Here is a 15693-nt window from a genome sequence, read left to right on the forward strand (position 1 = left end):
TGGTCATAATGTTCCCATAATTGGGAACAAGTCTGCGTCCATGCAGATTGTCGGCTTGCCTCTCCTCAACGACGCCATTCGCCAGCACCCCGAGGCCGGGCCGATGCTGCGTGCCTTTCACGCCCTGGTGGCGGCGGCCGACTGGTCCGGCGCCGCAGATCTTCTCGCCACCTTGCCGCGCAGCCGGCCGGATGGGCCGGGCGGCCAATGGCGGCTCGTGCTCGATCATCCGCCCCTGACGATCCGCTGGTCGGTGCATTTCGCCGCCCGTCTCGTCGTCATCGACGGCATTTCACTTGAATCTCCATGACATCCAGAGGTCAGCCAGATGGAACCACTGAAGCCGATCCGCTCCACTGAAGATCACCGGCGCGCGCTCGATGAGATCCGCGCCTTGCTGGGCGCCGCCGCCGGCACGCCGGAGGCCGACCGCCTGGAGGTGCTGGCGATCCTGGTGGCCAATTACGAACAGAAGGCCGCCGATCTCGGCGCCCCCGATCCGGTCGCGGTCATCGGTTTCGCCATGCAGGCGCAGGGGCGGTCGCAGGCCGAGCTCGCCGAAGTCCTCGGCTCGCGCTCGCGCGCTTCCGAGATCCTGGCGCGGCGCCGGGCGCTTTCGGGCAGCATGGCCGACAAGCTGGCGCGCGCCTGGGCCATTCCGCTGGATTTGCTGAGCCGGCCTTATCAGCTGGCCGGCGGCGAACTGAAGCGCTGGGCCAAGCGCGCCGGCGTGGCGACCGCCGCCCTGGCGCTGCTGGTCGGGGGCGGCGCCGGCGCGCTGCTCGTGACCTATGGCCGGGATCTGCCCGAGGTCGGCCAGCTCGCGACCTATCGTCCGGAAAGCGTCACGCGGCGCGATGCCAATGGCCGGCTGCTGGAGCGACGCGATTTCGTCGCCCTCGACATGATCCCCGGCCATGTCGTCAAGGCCTTCCTGGCGGCGGAGGACCGGCGTTTCTTCGACCATGGCGGCACCAGCCTGCCGGCCATCGTCCGGGCCGCCGCGCAGAACATCGCCAATCTCGGCAACGATCCGGCCGGCGGCTCGACCATCACCCAGCAGGTCGCCAAGAACCTGTTGCTGGCCGATCAGCCGCGGTCGCTCCGCCGCAAGGTGCGCGAGGCGATCCTGGCCAGCCGGATCGAGGCGGCGCTGTCGAAGGAACGCATCCTGGAAATCTATTTGAACCAGATCTATTTCGGCGGCGCGGCCTATGGCGTGGCCGCCGCCGCCGACACCTATTTCGGCAAGCCGCTCGGGGCGCTCAGCATGGCGGAGGCGGCCTCGCTCGCAGCACTGCCCAAGGCGCCGAACCTCTATCGGATCGATCTCGCCGACAATGCCGGGCGTGCCCGCTCGCGGCGCGACTGGGTGCTCGGCCGCATGGCCAGCGACGGCATGATCAGCGAGACCGCGGCGGTGCTTGCCCGCAACGAGCCGCTGCGCCAGCCCTGAATGGCCGGGGGTGCGGTTCAGGCCGCGGCGATCACTCCGGGGCGGCCTGCTGCCGCCCCCGGAACCCCATGGCCAGCACATAGAGCTCGCTCGAATCGGCACGGCTCGCCTGCGGCTTGATGTGTTTCACCGTGGTGAAGTCGCGCTTCAGGTCGACCAGCAGCTGGCCCTCGGTGCCACCTTGCAGCACCTTGCAGAGGAAATGCCCGCCGGGCGCCAGCACCTCGCGGGCGAAATGGATGGCGAGCTCGGCGAGATAGATGATCTTGATGTGGTCGGTCTGCTTGTGGCCCATGGCATTGGCCGCCATGTCCGACAGCACCACGTCGGCCTCGCCGCCGAGCAGGGCCTTCAGCTGGTCGGGCGCGTCGTCGGCGGTGAAGTCGCCCTGGATGAACTCGACGCCCGGCACGGGATCGATGGCCAGGAGGTCGATGCCGACGATCTTGCCCTGGCCCTTTTCCAGGCCGATGCGCTTGGCCGCCACCTGCAGCCAGCCGCCGGGCGCTGCCCCCAGGTCGACGATGCGCTGGCCGGGTTTCAGCAGTTTCAGCTTGTCGTCGATCTCGATCAGCTTGAACGCGGCACGCGAGCGCCAGCCTTCGCGCCGGGCGCGCGCCACATAGGGATCGTTCAGCTGGCGCTCCAGCCAGCGCTGCTGGCTGGTGGTGCGCTTCTTGGCGGTTTTCAGCCGCACCGTCATTTCGCGGCTGCCGCCACCTGATTTGGCGCTCATCGCCGGCCTCCGTCATGGGGTCGATAGAAAGGCCGCCGCCAGACGCCGTCGGCCCGCATCAGCCCGACGAGAATGCCTTCGCGCAGGCCCCGGTCGGCCACCCGCAGGCGCTGGCAGGGAAAATGCCGGCGCATGCCCTCCAGGATGGCGCAGCCGGCCAGCACCAGATCGGCGCGCTCGGCACCGATGCAGGGATGACCGATGCGCTGCTCATAGGTCATGTCGAGCAACTGGTCGAGGATGGTGTCGACCTCGCCGGCCGCCAGCCAGGCGCCGTCGACCCGTCGCCGGTCATATTTGGGCAGGCCAAGATGCACGCCGGCGAGCGTCGTCACCGTGCCGGAGGTGCCGAGCATGTGCAGATGCTGCAGCTGGCCGCGGATCGCGTCGCGATGGACGAAGCGCGCCACCATCGCGGCGACCTCGTCGACCATGACGGCAAAGCTCTCGCGGGTCACCCGCTTGCCGTCATGGCGCTCGGCCAGCGTCACCACGCCGACCGGCAGCGAGGTCCAGCCGAGAATGTCGGCGGTCGGCGGTCCACCCGACTTGCCGGGTCCGCGCGGCAGGAGCCAGACCAACTCGGACGAACCGCCGCCGATATCGAACAGGATGACGCCGCGCGCATGCGGGTCGGCCAGCGGCACGCAGCCCTGGGCCGCCAGATGCGCCTCGGTCTGGCGGTCGACGATTTCCAGCGCCAGGCCGGTCTCGTGTTTCACCCGGGCGATGAACTCCGCGCCATTGGCCGCCGCGCGGCAGGCCTCGGTGGCGATCAGCCGGGCCCGGGCCACCTGCCGGTCCTGCAACTTGCCGCGGCAGACCTTCAGCGCCTCGATCGCCCGGTCCATGGCGGCTTCGCTCAGGCGCCCGGTCTGGCCGAGGCCTTCGCCGAGCCGGACGATTCGCGAGAAGGCGTCGACCACGCGAAAGCTCGCGCCCTCCGGCTTGGCGACCAGAAGGCGGCAGTTATTGGTTCCGAGATCGAGCGCGGCATAGAGCCGCCGCGGCGGGCGGTTGGCCGGAGCCATATGCCCGTCGCGCGCGCCTGCGGCCGGGGTTGCCGGCTGCACGCCCGATTCTCCCGGCGAACCGCCGTTCTGCGGTTCGTGGGCCATGGCGACCTTTCCACCGTTTGCCCCGGAACGCGCGAACGCTCGACGGGCCAACCGATTGATCCTGTTCAGTTGGGCGCGAGTGTATCAGCCGAGGCCCGCGCCGCAAGCTTTGCGCGCAAACCTGCATCGAAGGGCAATTCCCGCCAGGGGTTTCCCGGGTCTGTCGCCGGACAGTGAGGGCCGGCGTGACGGCGAGGCAGCGACGGGAATCGCGCCATGCCCGGCGTCGCGCCGGCGCGGCATGCGACGATGCGGGGCAGGTGGCCCGGGCGGGCGAAGCTGCAGGCCGGCACGATATTGGTCCGCGCGGTGCCGCTGGTGGCGAGCAGCGTCTTGGCGCGCTGGACCCCGGCGCCGGATGTCGGCCCGAAGGCGGGCGCGCCGTCAGGCTGGCCGATGGCCCTTCGATCCGTGATGCGGTCCAAGCCCGCCGCGATGTGCAGGAAGAGATGGGCCAGGAGGGCCTGGCAAGGAAGGCCCCGTGCGGGAAGGCCTGGGCGCCGGACCGGCACCCAGGCTTTCGACGTCTTTGGGGGTGTTCTAGTTCCCCGGGGCGTTGGCGGCCGCCTGCTGGATGATGCCGGCGACGGCGCTCGGGTTCGACACGTAGATGGCGTGACTGCCGCGCGCCTCCACGGTGGTGGCGCGGGCCCGGCCCGCCATGGTCCGCTGCGCCGGCGGCGGGATCATCCGGTCCTCGGTCGCGACCAGATACCAGCTCGGCCTGGTCCGCCAGGCCGGCGCCGTCACCTTGCCCTCGAGCGCTCTCACCCCCCAGGGGATCTGCGAATCGGCCATGAAGCCGGCGAGGTCGGGGCGGACGTCGGCCGCGAAGGACTCGGCGAACTTGGCCCGGTCGAGCAACAGGAAGCCGTCGACGGGCGGCAGGATCGGCGGCACCGGCGCGCCTGCCGGCGGATTGGCGATCAGGCTCGCCACCGACTCGCCGGCATCGGGGGCGAAGGCCGCGATATAGACCACGCCGGCCACTTTGGGATCGGTGCCGGCTTCCGAGACCACGACGCCGCCATAGGAATGGCCGACCAGGATGACCTTGCCGGGCGCGGCCGCGATGGCCCGCCTGGTAACGGCGACATCGTCGGCGAGGGAGGTCGTCGGGTTCTGGACGATCGTGACGTTATAGCCGTCCTTCCTGAGCAGGTAATAGACCGCTTCCCATCCGGACCCGTCGACGAAGCCGCCGTGCACAAGAACGACGGATTTGACATTGAGTGGCTCGGCCGCCCGTGCGCCGGAGACAGCAACGCCAAGAGCAATGGTCGCTGCCGATGCCATCATGGCCAGAGTGTTCAACATGTGAGTGCTCCCTTTTGACTTACAATGCGGGCTCGCGGCAGGTTTGCGTGCATGGGTCTCTGTCGCTGTCCTGCCGAACAAAAGCTTATGCAGGCGGCCGGGGCGCCGATTGAACGATCCTGCAGTGCCTGTTGCGAGGATCGGCCGCGGATTTCGCGATGGGGCCGGAAGGCCGGCAATCGCAGCGCCAGGCGGTTGCGCGCGCTCGGGCGCTCCGTCGTTTTGCACAGGAGGCAGCGTCGCGGTGCAATTCTCACCGGGGGGCTCTTGAACCCCACCGGCTAATCGACTATGACCGCGCCTCGCACCGGCGACGGGCCGCAAGGTCCGCTGGTGGGGGATAGTTTAATGGTAGAACAGCGGACTCTGACTCCGCTAGTCTTGGTTCGAATCCAGGTCCCCCAGCCATTCAAGCGTGCGCCTTTGAGCATTTCGTAGCAGCTGACGGCGACGGTCGCGGCGTTTGTTTTCGCCTTCGCCTGCCGGATGTCTGGCTGCATCGTCCTCGTGGCCCATAGCGTCCGCGCTCTTTCATTGTTCGCACAAACGTCGTCTGCGCAACGCGGGCCTTCGTTCGCCGGGCGGTGGAGGGTATGCACTTGCCAAATCTTGCCGGGAATCGCGGGTGTCATCCCTCAATCAGAAAATGCGATCCTGACGCCGTCACCGTTGCAGGATTTAGCGGGGTGCCTCAGGGCGCAATGGGGAGGTGGCTAAGCCTTGCGCCGGATCATCGGCAATTATGATGGTACGTACTTATTTCCCTCCTTCGGCCAGTTGAAGCGAGCAACCGACGGCTTATCGGGGCTCACACCTTCGCCTTGTCGAGCAGCCTGCTCATTGTTATTCGCCAGTCCTTCCCGGTCGCTTTGAACTTCGCCAGCGTGGCGGGGGCGAGACGAAGGGTCACCGCTTCTTTCGCCGCTGGCGATCTCGGCCGACCTCGCGAGCGTTTGATGCCTTCCATCAGATCCGGGAACGCCTCCGCAAAAGGCCTGGCCTTCCGCAGCTGTTCGTCGGTTGCCTCGGGTGCCTCGGGGGCGTTGGCAATCTGCCTCTGAATGGCGGCCTCTTCGGCGTCCGTCAGTCGCTTCGCGCGGGTCATAGGATGCTCCTTTCCTTGCGGCTCGCCGGCCGCATTGAAATCACCGAGATCGCTTCTGTGCCCAGGGGGCGAACACGACGGCGATGATCGTCTGGCCCTGAAATTTACCGATAGCCATGAAGCGGTCGGCATTGGCCGGCACCACCATGGACGTGGCGAAGAAATCCATATCGAGATCGGCGAAGTCGAGGCCGTGCTTCTGGATGTTCTGGCGTCGCTTCGCTTCATCGTAGGTGATGTTCACTTGTTATTCGTACACGATTAATAGTCGGGCGTCAATAATATTCGTGTACGAAAATTGGACATCTCACTGGATCGTCGGTGCTTTGACATCTCGCACTCGGCGATGGCCGCGTCGGATTCGGCCTTGGGCGAGATCTGCATCATCCAGGCTTGCGAGAGCCAGTTGATCGGCAGGCCAGCAATGCCGGCCATCGCACAGCGCGCAAGCTCACCATGGCGCGCCGCGTCATCCCGATACCCGCGTGTTTCTTGGCGGATGTCCGGTCCATTCCATCGTGACAAATGTCCGCAACGTGACGCCGCCAGCTTGGCCGCGGCGGCCGAGAGCCGGTTCGCGCTGCCGTTCACCAGCCTCTTTCGCGGGACAAAGCCTCCGAGACTCGGCCACGGTTCGCATCCGACGAGGAGCGCTCCTCGGCCCCTTCTCACGAGGCCGAACGAACTGGAGCGTCAATGAGATCACGCATTCTTTGCATCGTGCTTGCCGCTTCATCGGTGATCGCCTGCGCCGGTCCGGTTCTCGCCCGAAACAGCCGCGAGCAGGCCGTCGAGCGGTGTGTCGGTGAAACATTGACCGCGCCTGATCGGGTCCGCGGCTGCGACGCGCTCATCCGGTCGAGCAGGCGAGGGGATCCGGACCTGAGCGCCTATTATTTCTACCGAGCCCACGGATATTGGACACTGCGGGAATTCGAGAAGGCCGAGGCCGACGCCAATCGGGCCTTCGCCGGGCAGAGGAGCTGGGCGCTGTTCATGCTGCGCGGCGATATCAGGGGCGCGCGCGGCAATCGGGCCGGAGCAATCGACGACTTCACCGCTGCCGCCGAATTTGTGCGCGAGGAGGCCGCGACCGACGAACAGAAGAAAACCAACCTCGTCTACGCGCTGTTCTCGCGCGCCGAGGCCATGCATGGCGCGGGCCGGCTCTCGTCGGCCTCGTTCGATCTCGACGAGGTCATCGACCTGAAACCCGACTTCAGGCCTGCCTGGGAATTGCGCGCCCGCGTGCGGACGGCCTTGGGTGATCATGCCGGAGCCGAGCAGGATCGGCGTGCCGCCGCGGCCGACTGATCGGCTCCACGCTTCGCCAGTCGCCCGGCCCTCGGCGGCGATGACCATCGCATCCGTGCAATGCTCTTGCCGCGGGCCGGCAACGCCCTGATTGTGCCTGCGACCCGCAGCCCGGCGCGAGGAGGCCAGCATGATGAGATCGGTGAGGCGCTGGTTGGTCGTTCTCGCCGTGGTGCTCGTCACCGTCCTCGCGGTCCGCATCTATGATTCGGAACGTGGGCCGGCGCTCGAGCCCTGGCACACCTATGTGCCGCGCGAACTGAGCCGGACCGAGCTCGACAGGGGTGATTGGGCCACCTATGTCGCCGCCGAAGCCAGGATCTTCGAGGCCTTGCGCACCGACGTCACGCAAAAGCTCGACGAGGCGGATCGGATTCCGATCAATCGCTATTTCGACGGCAGCCCGGTCTATCCGGGCCGGTTCGGCCGCGACTGGAACCGCTCTTTCGTGCTCGAGCCGGCCGGTGCTCCGGCCGGCGCGGTGGTGCTGCTGCACGGCCTGACGGACGCGCCCTACAGCGTCCGCCATATCGCCGAACGCTACCGGGCGCAGGGTTATCTCGCCATTGCCATCCGGCTGCCCGCCCATGGCACGGTGCCCGCCGCCCTGACCGATGTCGCGTGGGAGGATTGGCTGGCGGCGACCCGGCTCGCCGTGCGCGAGGCGCTCCGGCGCGTCGGGTCGTCCAAGCCCCTGCACCTCGTCGGCTATTCGAATGGCGGGGCGCTGGCGCTGACCTATGCGCTCGACGCGCTGGGCGATCCGGCCTTGCGCCGGCCGGACCGCCTTGTCCTGATCTCGCCGATGATCGGCGTCACCGGGTTTGCCCGTTTCGCCTGGCTGGCTGATTTGCCCGCGATCTTTCCGGCCTTCGCCAAGGCCGCCTGGCTCAGCGTCCTGCCGGAGTTCAACCCGTTCAAATACAACTCCTTTCCGGTCAATGGCGCGCGCCAGTCGCACCGCCTGACCGCGGCCCTGCAGCAGGCCGTGCTGCGCGGCGCCGAAGCTGGAACGCTCGGCCGGCTGCCGCCCATCCTGACCTTCCAGTCGGTGATCGATTCCACCGTCAGCACCAGCGCCATCGTATCGGCCCTCTATGCCCGGCTGCCGGCGAACGGCAGCGAACTGGTGCTGTTCGACCTCAATCGCGCCGCCAAGCTCGGGCTGCTGTTCCGTCCGGCGACGGAGACCGTGCTCAGCCGGCTCCTGCCCAATGCGCCGCGCCCATTCCGGACGACGATCATTGCCAATGCCGATCCCGAAACCGGCGCCATGGAGGCGCGGACCACCGAGGCCGGTGCGGTGACGGAACAGGTCCATGGCCTCGGACTGTCCTATCCGCCCGACGCCTATTCGCTGTCGCATATCGCCTTGCCGTTCCCGACAAACGACGCGCTTTATGGCTCGCATCCCGATGGCAGTGAAACCTTCGGCGTCAATCTCGGCTCCTTCGCGGCGCGCGGCGAGAGCGGCGCCCTGGTGATCAATCTGGATTCGCTGCTCCGGATGACGTCGAACCCGTTCTTTCCTTACCTGATGGCGAGGATCGACGAGGGCATCACGACCGGCGCCGGCGAGGCGCTTCGGCGTCCCTGAACGGCCAGCGCACCGGGCCCGGCACGCCGCGGCGGCGCGATGTCATGAAACACAACCCGCCGATAGGGGTTGGTCCAGGTGATCGCATGAGTGCGATCGTTCCTGCGACCCCGAGACCACCGTGGATGTTTCATGGCCTGCTGCCGGCAGCTTTTCGATCACCTGTCCTGGATGCCGCCCTGGCTGATCAGCGCGCTCCTGCTCGTCACCGCCATCGCGCTGGCGGTGCTGGCCCACAGGGTCGCCTTTCGCATGGCCACCGAGCTCGTCCGGAACCGCGACCTGTTCTGGCGTTCGATCGTCTCGCGCAACCGGCGGCCGCTGCGGCTCGCCTTCGTGGTCGCGACGGTGCTGATCGTTCAGCCGCTGGCGCCGCTGACGCCCGAGCAGGGGGCAATCGTCCACCAGGTCGTCGTGCTCTGTTCGGTCATCCTGCTGGCCTGGACGGCCCATACCGCGCTGCATGTCTGGACCGTCGTCTATCTCAGGCGGTTCAAGCTCGATTCCAGCGACAATCTGCTGGCGCGCAAACACGTGACGCAGACGCATATCCTGCAGCGCGTGGCGGCGACCATGATCGTGGCGGTCGCGCTCGCGTCCTGTCTCATGACCTTCGACGGCGTCAGGCAATATGGCGTCAGTCTCCTGGCCTCGGCCGGCGTCGCGGGCGTCATTGCCGGCCTTGCCCTGCAGCCGGTGCTGAAGAACATTTTCGCCGGCATCCAACTGGCGATCACGCAGCCCATCCGCATCGACGACGCCCTCCTGGTGGAGGGCGAGTGGGGCAATGTCGAAGAGATCACCGCGACCTATGTCGTCATTCGTATCTGGGATCTCAGGCGGCTCGTCCTGCCGCTCAGCTATTTCATCGAGCGGCCATTCCAGAACTGGACGCGCGAGGAGGCGACCCTCATCGGAACCGTGATGATCTATCTCGACTATACCGCGCCGGTTCAGGTCATCCGCGCCAAGGTCGAGGCCATCGTCGCGGTGTCGCCGCTGTGGGACCGGCGCGTCGTCAACGTCCAGGTCACCGACTTCAGGCAGACCTGCCTGGAGCTCAGGATCCTCGCCTCGGCCTCGGATTCGCGTCGCACCTTCGACCTGCGCTGCGCCATTCGTGAGCAGATCATCGGCTATCTGCAAGCGAACTATCCGGCCTGCCTGCCGCGCCACCGCGCCGAACTCACGGATCGTCGCGCCTAGCCAGGTCGCCACCAGGCAAGGCGCAGCAAACCGTCGCTCGTGTGGGGGCCAGGTTTCACGGCGGCCTGGGCCATGTGGTGTTCTGTCATGATCCAGACAGCCGGCTGAGCCGTATCATAGGTTGCGATTGTAGACTTCCAATTGGCCCACGCCCGAAACGGACGTGGGCCTTTTTTCGTGTATGGCGGCCGTTCAGGGGGCATCGCTCTCCGGCCTCAACCCCGCGACGCCTCACCCTCGGCGCGTAGCTGTTCCTGGTGGGCCTTCACCAATTCCGCCATGCTGTTGAACTTGAAATCGACCTTGGGCCGTTCGCCCGGGTCCATGGTGGCGCCGAAACCCTGGTCGGCGTGTCGGCGATAGATCCAGCAGGACGCCAGGTTGAAGGCGTTGGCGGGCTTGTGGTCGTGGAACAGGCTCTCGGCGGTGTGGAGCACCTGCTCGCGGCGAACCCCGAGGCCGCTCAGCTTTTCGAGCATATAGTCGAAATTGCGCGGGCTCGGCTTGTAGGATCCGATGTCTTCGGCGGTGTAGATCGCGTCGAACTCTACCTGCAGCCGCCGATTGCTGTGCAGGAAGGATTCATTGTCGACATTCGACAGGATGACCAGCTTGAAGTGCTTCTTGAGATATCGCAGTGCTTCCGCGGAGTCTTCGAAGGCGGGCCAATGTTCGATCGACCGGCCGTATGTGGCGCAAGCCTCATGGCTTGCGGCGACGCCCCATTCTTCCGCCAGCCGCTTATAGACGATCGCCAGCAACTCCCGATAAGGCTTGGCCGGCGTATAGAGCTCCTGGCTCGCCTCGTGGCGCGCATGCATTTCGAGAATTTCATTGCGCGTGACTTCGCGCTTGATCTGGCGGGTCAGCGGCCGGAGCGCCTGGACCATGCCGCTCTCCCAGTCGATGAGCGTGCCGTAGCAGTCGAATGTCAGCGCTTTGAAATCGGTAAGTCGCATGGCGAAGTCTCCTTGTCGGGCGATCGTCCATCGGGCAGTCCCGGCCCTGGCCGCCAGATTCGTGGCGCGGGCCGCCTTGCCCGACCTGTGGGCACGGACCGAAAACCTTCCGTTTGATGCCTTGTCCGAACAGGCTAAAACTCGTCGTCACCTAAGGCGATAGGTGTCGGGCACTTAAGTGTCCGGCGCTCCGGGAGGCGACATGGCGAGACAGGCCGGACCGGCGGAGATCGACTATCGACGGGCCTTTCAGGATGCGCCGGTCGGCCAGGTGATTGCCCGCGATCGCCTGATCTGCGCCTGCAACAAGGCGTTCGGGGCGATGTTCGGCGGGCGTCCGGAGGCTTTTGTCGGCACGACCTTCGAACATCTCTATCCCTCGCAGACGCATTTCGAGAGCACGGGCGTTCGGGTCGGCCTCGTGCTCGGGCGCGACCGCGTCTTCGCCGACGATCGCGTGATGCGCCGTCTCAACGGCGAGCTGTTCTGGGTTCATGTGCGGGGGCTCACCTACACGCCGCGCGAGCCCTACAAGAACACGTTGTGGGTTTTCACCGAGCTATCCGCCCGGAGCGCCTCGAAAACCACGATCCGGGGCTCTCTCACGCCGCGGGAGCGCGACATCTCCGCCCTGCTGATCGAGGGGCGGACGGGCAAGGAGGTGGCGCGCGCCTTGGGGATCAGCCCCAGGACGGTCGACATCTACAAGGCCCGGCTGCTCCGCAAATACGACGTCACGAACACGCCCGACCTGGTGACGCGCCTGCTCACGGGATAGCGGAACGCATCTCCTGCATCCGCGCCCTCAATGCCCGCGCATGCGCCAGGCCAGCAGCCGCCGCTCGACCTCGCCGATACAGGCCGCCGCGAGATAGCCGATCAGGCCGAGCAGCATGACGCCGGCGAACAGGTCGGGGGCGCGGAACATGCGCGCCGAGATCAGGATCCATTGGCCGAGCCCGTTCAGGCCGGCGACGATCTCGCAGACCACGGAGAGGATGAGCGCGACCGTCAGGCTGATCCGCATGCCCGCGAGAATGTCGGGCATGGCCGAGGGCAGGGCGATCTTGAAGATGGTCTCCAGGCGCGACAGGTTCAGGCTGCGGGCGACCTCGTAGAGCCGGGGCTCAACCGCCGCGAAGCCGTGAATGGTGGCGAGCAGCATGGGCCAGAGCGTGCCGAAGGCGATGACGAAGATGGCCATGGCTTCGCTCAGGCCATAGAGCGCGATCGCGACCGGAATGATGGCGGAGACCGGCAGCGGCCGCAGGAATTCCAGCGACGGCGCGACATAGATGCGCGCGCGCCGGGACGAGCCGATCAGCGAGCCGAGCACGATCGCCGCGAGCGAGGCAGCGAGCCAGCCGAATGCCATGTGCTGCAGCGTGCCGAGGACCTTGGCGCCGAGGTCACGGGCGGTGAAGCCGCGCACCAGGGCCGCCCAGGCCCGATCCGGGCCCGGCAGGAAGACCGGCGAGATCAGCTGCGAATTGGCCAGCACTTGCCACAGCATGACAAAGCCAGCGGCGACGGCGAGGCTCGCGAGGCGCCAGAGCATTTGCGATGACAGGCTCACAGCTCGCCCTCCACAATGGCCGCGCGGCCGAAGAAACGGCGCTGCGCGAACAGAAGCGTCGCATTCCAGAGGAAGCCGACAATGCCGATCCAGACGAGATAGGCGAGCATCAGGTCCGGCCGAAGCGCCTGCTGCGCGGTCATCATGGCAAAGCCCAGGCCCATTGGGTTCATGGTGATTTCGACCGTGACCGCGACGATCAGCGCCGCGCCGGCCGCCAGGCGAAAGGCGATGAAGATCCGCGGCAGCGCTGCCGGGATGACGATCTTCCAGATGCGCGCGACCGGCGACAGCCTGAGCGCCCGGGCGACCTCCAGCAGCCTGGGTTCGACGCCCCTGACCGCCGCCCGGGTCATGATCAGGGTGGCGAAGGTGCAGGTCTTCGCGACGATCGAGAATTCCATCATATAGCCGAAACCGAAGACCATCAGCGCGATCGGCAAGAGGGCGACCGAGGGGATCGGGCGGATGGATTCGACGGTGACCTCCATCAGCCGGTCGACCGGCGGCAGCAGGCCGAGCAGCAGGCCGAGAACCAGCCCGATCGAGACGCCGATCACCAGGCCGGTGAAGGCGCCGATCAAGGTCTCGCCGGTGGCCGCCAGCATCGAGCCGTCGGCGAGCGCCGCGGCCAGCGCGACGATGACCTGGCTCGGCGGCGCCAGCGACTCGCTCTGGATCCCGGACCAGCGCAGCCAGGCCTCCATGGCGAGCACGGCGGCGAGCGGCAGCAGCAGTCCCTTCAGTCGGTCGTTGTTCATGCCGGCCCCTCAGCTTTCCGAAGCCTTGATGAAATCGAACAGGGTGCGCCTCAGGCGCAGGAATTCGGGATCCTCGCGTGTCGTCAGCTGATCGCGCGGCCGGGGCAGGTCGATCTTGAGCTCGATGCCGATGCGGCCGGGATGGGGCAGCAGCCCGATCACCCGGTCGCCGAGATAGATCGCCTCTTCGAGGTCGTGGGTTACGAACAGCACGGTCGCCCCGGTTGCCGCCGCCAGCGACAGGACCTCGTCCTGCAGCGATTGGCGCGTCATGGCGTCGAGTGCGCCGAACGGCTCGTCCATCAGCAGGGCGCGCGGGTCCTGGGCCAGGCAGCGCGCGATCTGCAGGCGCTGCTGCATGCCGCCCGACATCTCGGTCGGATATTTGTGCGCATGGTCGGGCAGTCCGACCTTGGTCAGGTAGTCCTGGATCAGCGCGCCGCGCTGCGCCTTCGGCACCTTGGCCGCCTCCAGCGCCAGCGACACGTTGCCGGCCGCCGTGCGCCAGGGCAGCAGTGCCTTGCCATAGTCCTGGAAAATGATCGCGATGTCCTGGCGCGGCGACAGCATGGGCGCGCCGGCGAAGGTGACCGCGCCGCCGGTGGGCTGGTAGAGCCCGGCGGCGAGGCGCAGCGCCGTGGTCTTGCCGCATCCGGATGCGCCGATGATGCAGACGAACTCGCCCTTGCCGATCTGAAAGTCGATATTCTCGACGATCGTCTTGGCGCCGAGCGTCAGGCTGACGCCGGAAAAGTCGAAATGCGGCTCGGCGCTTCCCGTGCTTCGGGGCGCGGGCTCGGCGGTCCGCTGGCTTTGGCTCGTGCTGGACACGTTCATTTGGGGACCTGGGGGTAGACGATGTCGAGGGTTGTCCTGAGATGCGAGGACAGGGCCTCGCTCGCGGCGGCGAGATCCTGCGACAGCACGCTGTCGGCCAGCTTCTGGTGCGACCGGATGAACCGGTCGGGATCGGAAAGGCTCCGCATCATCACGCGGCGATAGCGATAGGCCTGGTCGTAGAGGTTGGAAATCGCCTCGGTCAGCCGGGGGGATCCGCAGCCGCTGACCAGCGACGAATGGAAGGCCTTGTGCAGGATATCGAATTCTTCCGTGCCCTCGCCGAAACTCTCGCCCTGGCGTTCGACATAGCGCCGCAGGCGGTGGAGGCTGGCGAGGATGCCGGCCTCCCAGGTGTCGGCGCGATGGGCGATCGACAGGCGCAGCGCCTCCATCTCGACGAGCACACGCACCTGCGTGATATCGAGCAGGTCCTCGCGGCTGACGCTCGCCACGCGGAACCCGCGCTGGCCGATGGCCAGGATCAGGCCGCGCGAGACCAACCGCGACAGGGCCTCGCGCAGCGGTGTTGCGCCGATCTCGTAGCGCTCGACCAGTTCGACGATCCTCAGCCGCGCGCCCGGCGTCAGCGCCCCCGCCAGGATGTCGCGCTGCACCAGGGCAATGGCCCGGTCGGTCAGCGTGTCGCTGGAAGGTCCGTCCTGGACGGGATCGCTGGCTGGAGACGTCATCGCCTGGTTCCTATTCGAGGATGAGCTTGCCGAGATCGGGATTGCCCTGCAGCAGGTTCTGCTGGGCCATGACGGTCACCCACCAGGACAGCATGGCGCTGGTCAAGACCGGCGCGGCATGGCTGCGCGGGCTCGACCTGACGAGATCCATCTGCTGCCGGGTGAAGCGGGCGATCGATTCCGAGGCCTTATCCGGATCGTTGTTGACGATCTCGGCCGCCTCGCGAATGCCGGCGCGGAAGGCGCTGATGACCTGCGGATTCTGCGCGGCCCAGGTCCGGGACGCGGCGTAGAAGATGATCGGGTCGTTGCGGCCGAGCTCCGCGACGTAGCGCGCGCCGACCGAGCCGACGCCGGCATTGAGCATGCGGGTCACGATCGGCTCGCCGGACAGCACGGCATCGACGGCGCCGGACCGCAGAATGTCGCTCATGGTCGGGAAGGTCACTTCGACGAAATTGACCTTGGCCGGATCGACGCCATTGTCCATCAGCCATTTGACGAAGAGAACGTGGAGATAGGCGCCGAAGCCGGGCGCGCCGACCTTCTTGCCGATGAAATCGGCCGGTTTTGTCAGGCTGAGGCCGTTGCGCACGACCACGGCGGTGAACTGGTTGTTGGCCGGCGTCATGGCCGAGGCGCCGGCGATGCCGACCAGCCCGAGGCCGCCGTCGGCGGCCTGCAGGAACACCGTGGCGGTCGGCCCGCCGATCTGGATCGAGTTGGACATGAGCGCCGCGGGGATGTTCGAGTTGATGCCGATCAGCACCATCTCGGCGTCGAGGCCGAGCCGCTTGAAGATCCCCTGATCGATCGCGACCATGGCGGAAGCGCAGTCGGTGGTCGCGGTGCAGCCGATCTTGACCCTTTGCTGGGCCTGGGCCGCGCCTGCGAGCAGCATGGTGGCGCCCGCGATCGTCCCGATGAGTGATTTCAACATGTGTCTGGCTCCTCCCAGATGATCAAGCGTTTGGCTTGACTCGTTCATTTTATCGATATTCTGTACGTATATATTTATT

18 protein-coding genes, 1 tRNA gene and 1 pseudogene are annotated in these 15693 nt (G+C 66.8%); 7 read left to right on the forward strand and 13 right to left on the reverse strand.

The window, feature by feature from the left end:
* Positions 1–40: 40 nt before the first annotated feature.
* Both AC07WJ_RS24805 and AC07WJ_RS24810 read left to right on the forward strand, forming a co-directional pair.
* Positions 41–310 (forward strand): type II toxin-antitoxin system HigB family toxin, encoded by a 270-nt coding sequence (locus AC07WJ_RS24805; RefSeq protein WP_494937346.1) that lies wholly within the window; start codon positions 41–43, stop codon positions 308–310.
* A gap of 18 nt (positions 311–328) precedes the next feature.
* Entirely contained in the window at positions 329–1456 is a 1128-nt protein-coding gene (locus AC07WJ_RS24810; protein WP_494937347.1) for a helix-turn-helix domain-containing protein, read from the forward strand.
* Positions 1457–1487: 31 nt separating this feature from the next.
* Here the strand turns inward: AC07WJ_RS24810 and AC07WJ_RS24815 are convergent, their stop codons facing one another.
* From AC07WJ_RS24815 to AC07WJ_RS24830, 4 genes are all read right to left on the reverse strand, one after another.
* The gene (locus AC07WJ_RS24815; RefSeq protein ID WP_494937348.1) at positions 1488–2192 is read right to left on the reverse strand and encodes an RlmE family RNA methyltransferase; all 705 of its coding nucleotides are present in this window, start codon (positions 2190–2192) and stop codon (positions 1488–1490) included.
* The gene (locus AC07WJ_RS24820) at positions 2189–3310 is read right to left on the reverse strand and encodes a Ppx/GppA phosphatase family protein (protein WP_494937349.1); all 1122 of its coding nucleotides are present in this window, start codon (positions 3308–3310) and stop codon (positions 2189–2191) included. Before AC07WJ_RS24820 ends, AC07WJ_RS24815 begins: the two co-directional genes overlap by 4 nt.
* A 65-nt stretch (positions 3311–3375) precedes the next feature.
* Positions 3376–3735 (reverse strand): hypothetical protein, encoded by a 360-nt coding sequence (locus AC07WJ_RS24825; RefSeq protein WP_494937350.1) that lies wholly within the window; start codon positions 3733–3735, stop codon positions 3376–3378.
* A gap of 115 nt (positions 3736–3850) precedes the next feature.
* Entirely contained in the window at positions 3851–4627 is a 777-nt protein-coding gene (locus tag AC07WJ_RS24830; protein WP_494937351.1) for an alpha/beta hydrolase, read from the reverse strand.
* Between the two features lie 334 nt (positions 4628–4961).
* Between AC07WJ_RS24830 and AC07WJ_RS24835 the strand changes: the two genes are divergently transcribed.
* Positions 4962–5035: transfer RNA gene (locus AC07WJ_RS24835), tRNA-Gln, on the forward strand.
* Between the two features lie 400 nt (positions 5036–5435).
* On the opposite strand, the gene AC07WJ_RS24840 is transcribed toward AC07WJ_RS24835, so the two are convergent.
* The 3 genes and pseudogenes from AC07WJ_RS24840 to AC07WJ_RS24850 all read right to left on the reverse strand — a co-directional run bounded on the left by AC07WJ_RS24840 (position 5436) and on the right by AC07WJ_RS24850 (position 6323).
* Positions 5436–5732, reverse strand: coding sequence for a BrnA antitoxin family protein (locus AC07WJ_RS24840; protein ID WP_494937352.1), 297 nt, complete (start codon positions 5730–5732; stop codon positions 5436–5438).
* Positions 5729–5976: pseudogene (locus AC07WJ_RS24845) on the reverse strand (BrnT family toxin). The gene AC07WJ_RS24840 and the pseudogene AC07WJ_RS24845 overlap by 4 nt, the downstream one beginning before the upstream one ends.
* 17 nt (positions 5977–5993) lie before the next feature.
* Positions 5994–6323, reverse strand: coding sequence for a hypothetical protein (locus tag AC07WJ_RS24850; RefSeq protein WP_494937353.1), 330 nt, complete (start codon positions 6321–6323; stop codon positions 5994–5996).
* Positions 6324–6728: 405 nt separating this feature from the next.
* Between AC07WJ_RS24850 and AC07WJ_RS24855 the strand changes: the two genes are divergently transcribed.
* The 3 genes from AC07WJ_RS24855 to AC07WJ_RS24865 all read left to right on the forward strand — a co-directional run bounded on the left by AC07WJ_RS24855 (position 6729) and on the right by AC07WJ_RS24865 (position 9849).
* Positions 6729–7046 (forward strand): hypothetical protein, encoded by a 318-nt coding sequence (locus AC07WJ_RS24855; RefSeq protein WP_494937354.1) that lies wholly within the window; start codon positions 6729–6731, stop codon positions 7044–7046.
* Positions 7047–7176: 130 nt separating this feature from the next.
* Positions 7177–8643 carry an alpha/beta hydrolase gene (locus AC07WJ_RS24860; protein WP_494937355.1) on the forward strand — a complete coding sequence of 489 codons (1467 nt, stop codon included), beginning with the start codon at positions 7177–7179 and terminating at the stop codon, positions 8641–8643.
* 132 nt (positions 8644–8775) lie between these two features.
* On the forward strand, positions 8776–9849 hold the full coding sequence (locus AC07WJ_RS24865) for a mechanosensitive ion channel family protein (RefSeq protein ID WP_494937356.1): 1074 nt from the start codon (positions 8776–8778) through the stop codon (positions 9847–9849).
* 215 nt (positions 9850–10064) lie between these two features.
* Here AC07WJ_RS24865 and AC07WJ_RS24870 read toward each other — a convergent pair whose 3' ends face one another.
* On the reverse strand, positions 10065–10808 hold the full coding sequence (locus AC07WJ_RS24870) for a haloacid dehalogenase type II (protein ID WP_494937357.1): 744 nt from the start codon (positions 10806–10808) through the stop codon (positions 10065–10067).
* A 202-nt stretch (positions 10809–11010) separates the two neighbouring features.
* On the opposite strand from AC07WJ_RS24870, the gene AC07WJ_RS24875 reads away from it, so the two are divergent.
* Complete coding sequence (locus AC07WJ_RS24875; RefSeq protein ID WP_494937358.1) at positions 11011–11586, forward strand: LuxR C-terminal-related transcriptional regulator; 576 nt, start codon at positions 11011–11013, stop codon at positions 11584–11586.
* Between the two features lie 27 nt (positions 11587–11613).
* On the opposite strand, the gene AC07WJ_RS24880 is transcribed toward AC07WJ_RS24875, so the two are convergent.
* The 5 genes from AC07WJ_RS24880 to AC07WJ_RS24900 are packed head-to-tail and all read right to left on the reverse strand — an operon-like array spanning position 11614 to position 15614.
* Positions 11614–12384, reverse strand: coding sequence for an ABC transporter permease (locus tag AC07WJ_RS24880; protein ID WP_494937359.1), 771 nt, complete (start codon positions 12382–12384; stop codon positions 11614–11616).
* Positions 12381–13145: an ABC transporter permease gene (locus tag AC07WJ_RS24885; RefSeq protein ID WP_494937360.1), complete on the reverse strand. Its 765-nt coding sequence runs from the start codon at positions 13143–13145 to the stop codon at positions 12381–12383. Before AC07WJ_RS24885 ends, AC07WJ_RS24880 begins: the two co-directional genes overlap by 4 nt.
* A 9-nt stretch (positions 13146–13154) precedes the next feature.
* The gene (locus AC07WJ_RS24890; protein WP_494937361.1) at positions 13155–13976 is read right to left on the reverse strand and encodes an ABC transporter ATP-binding protein; all 822 of its coding nucleotides are present in this window, start codon (positions 13974–13976) and stop codon (positions 13155–13157) included.
* A 2-nt stretch (positions 13977–13978) separates the two neighbouring features.
* Positions 13979–14674: an FCD domain-containing protein gene (locus tag AC07WJ_RS24895; protein ID WP_494937362.1), complete on the reverse strand. Its 696-nt coding sequence runs from the start codon at positions 14672–14674 to the stop codon at positions 13979–13981.
* Positions 14675–14684: 10 nt separating this feature from the next.
* A complete protein-coding gene (locus tag AC07WJ_RS24900; protein WP_494937363.1) occupies positions 14685–15614 on the reverse strand; it encodes an ABC transporter substrate-binding protein in 930 nt (309 codons plus the stop codon).
* Between the last annotated feature and the right edge of the window lie 79 nt (positions 15615–15693).

Source organism: Phreatobacter sp. GW821-FHT04C01, from assembly GCF_059420385.1.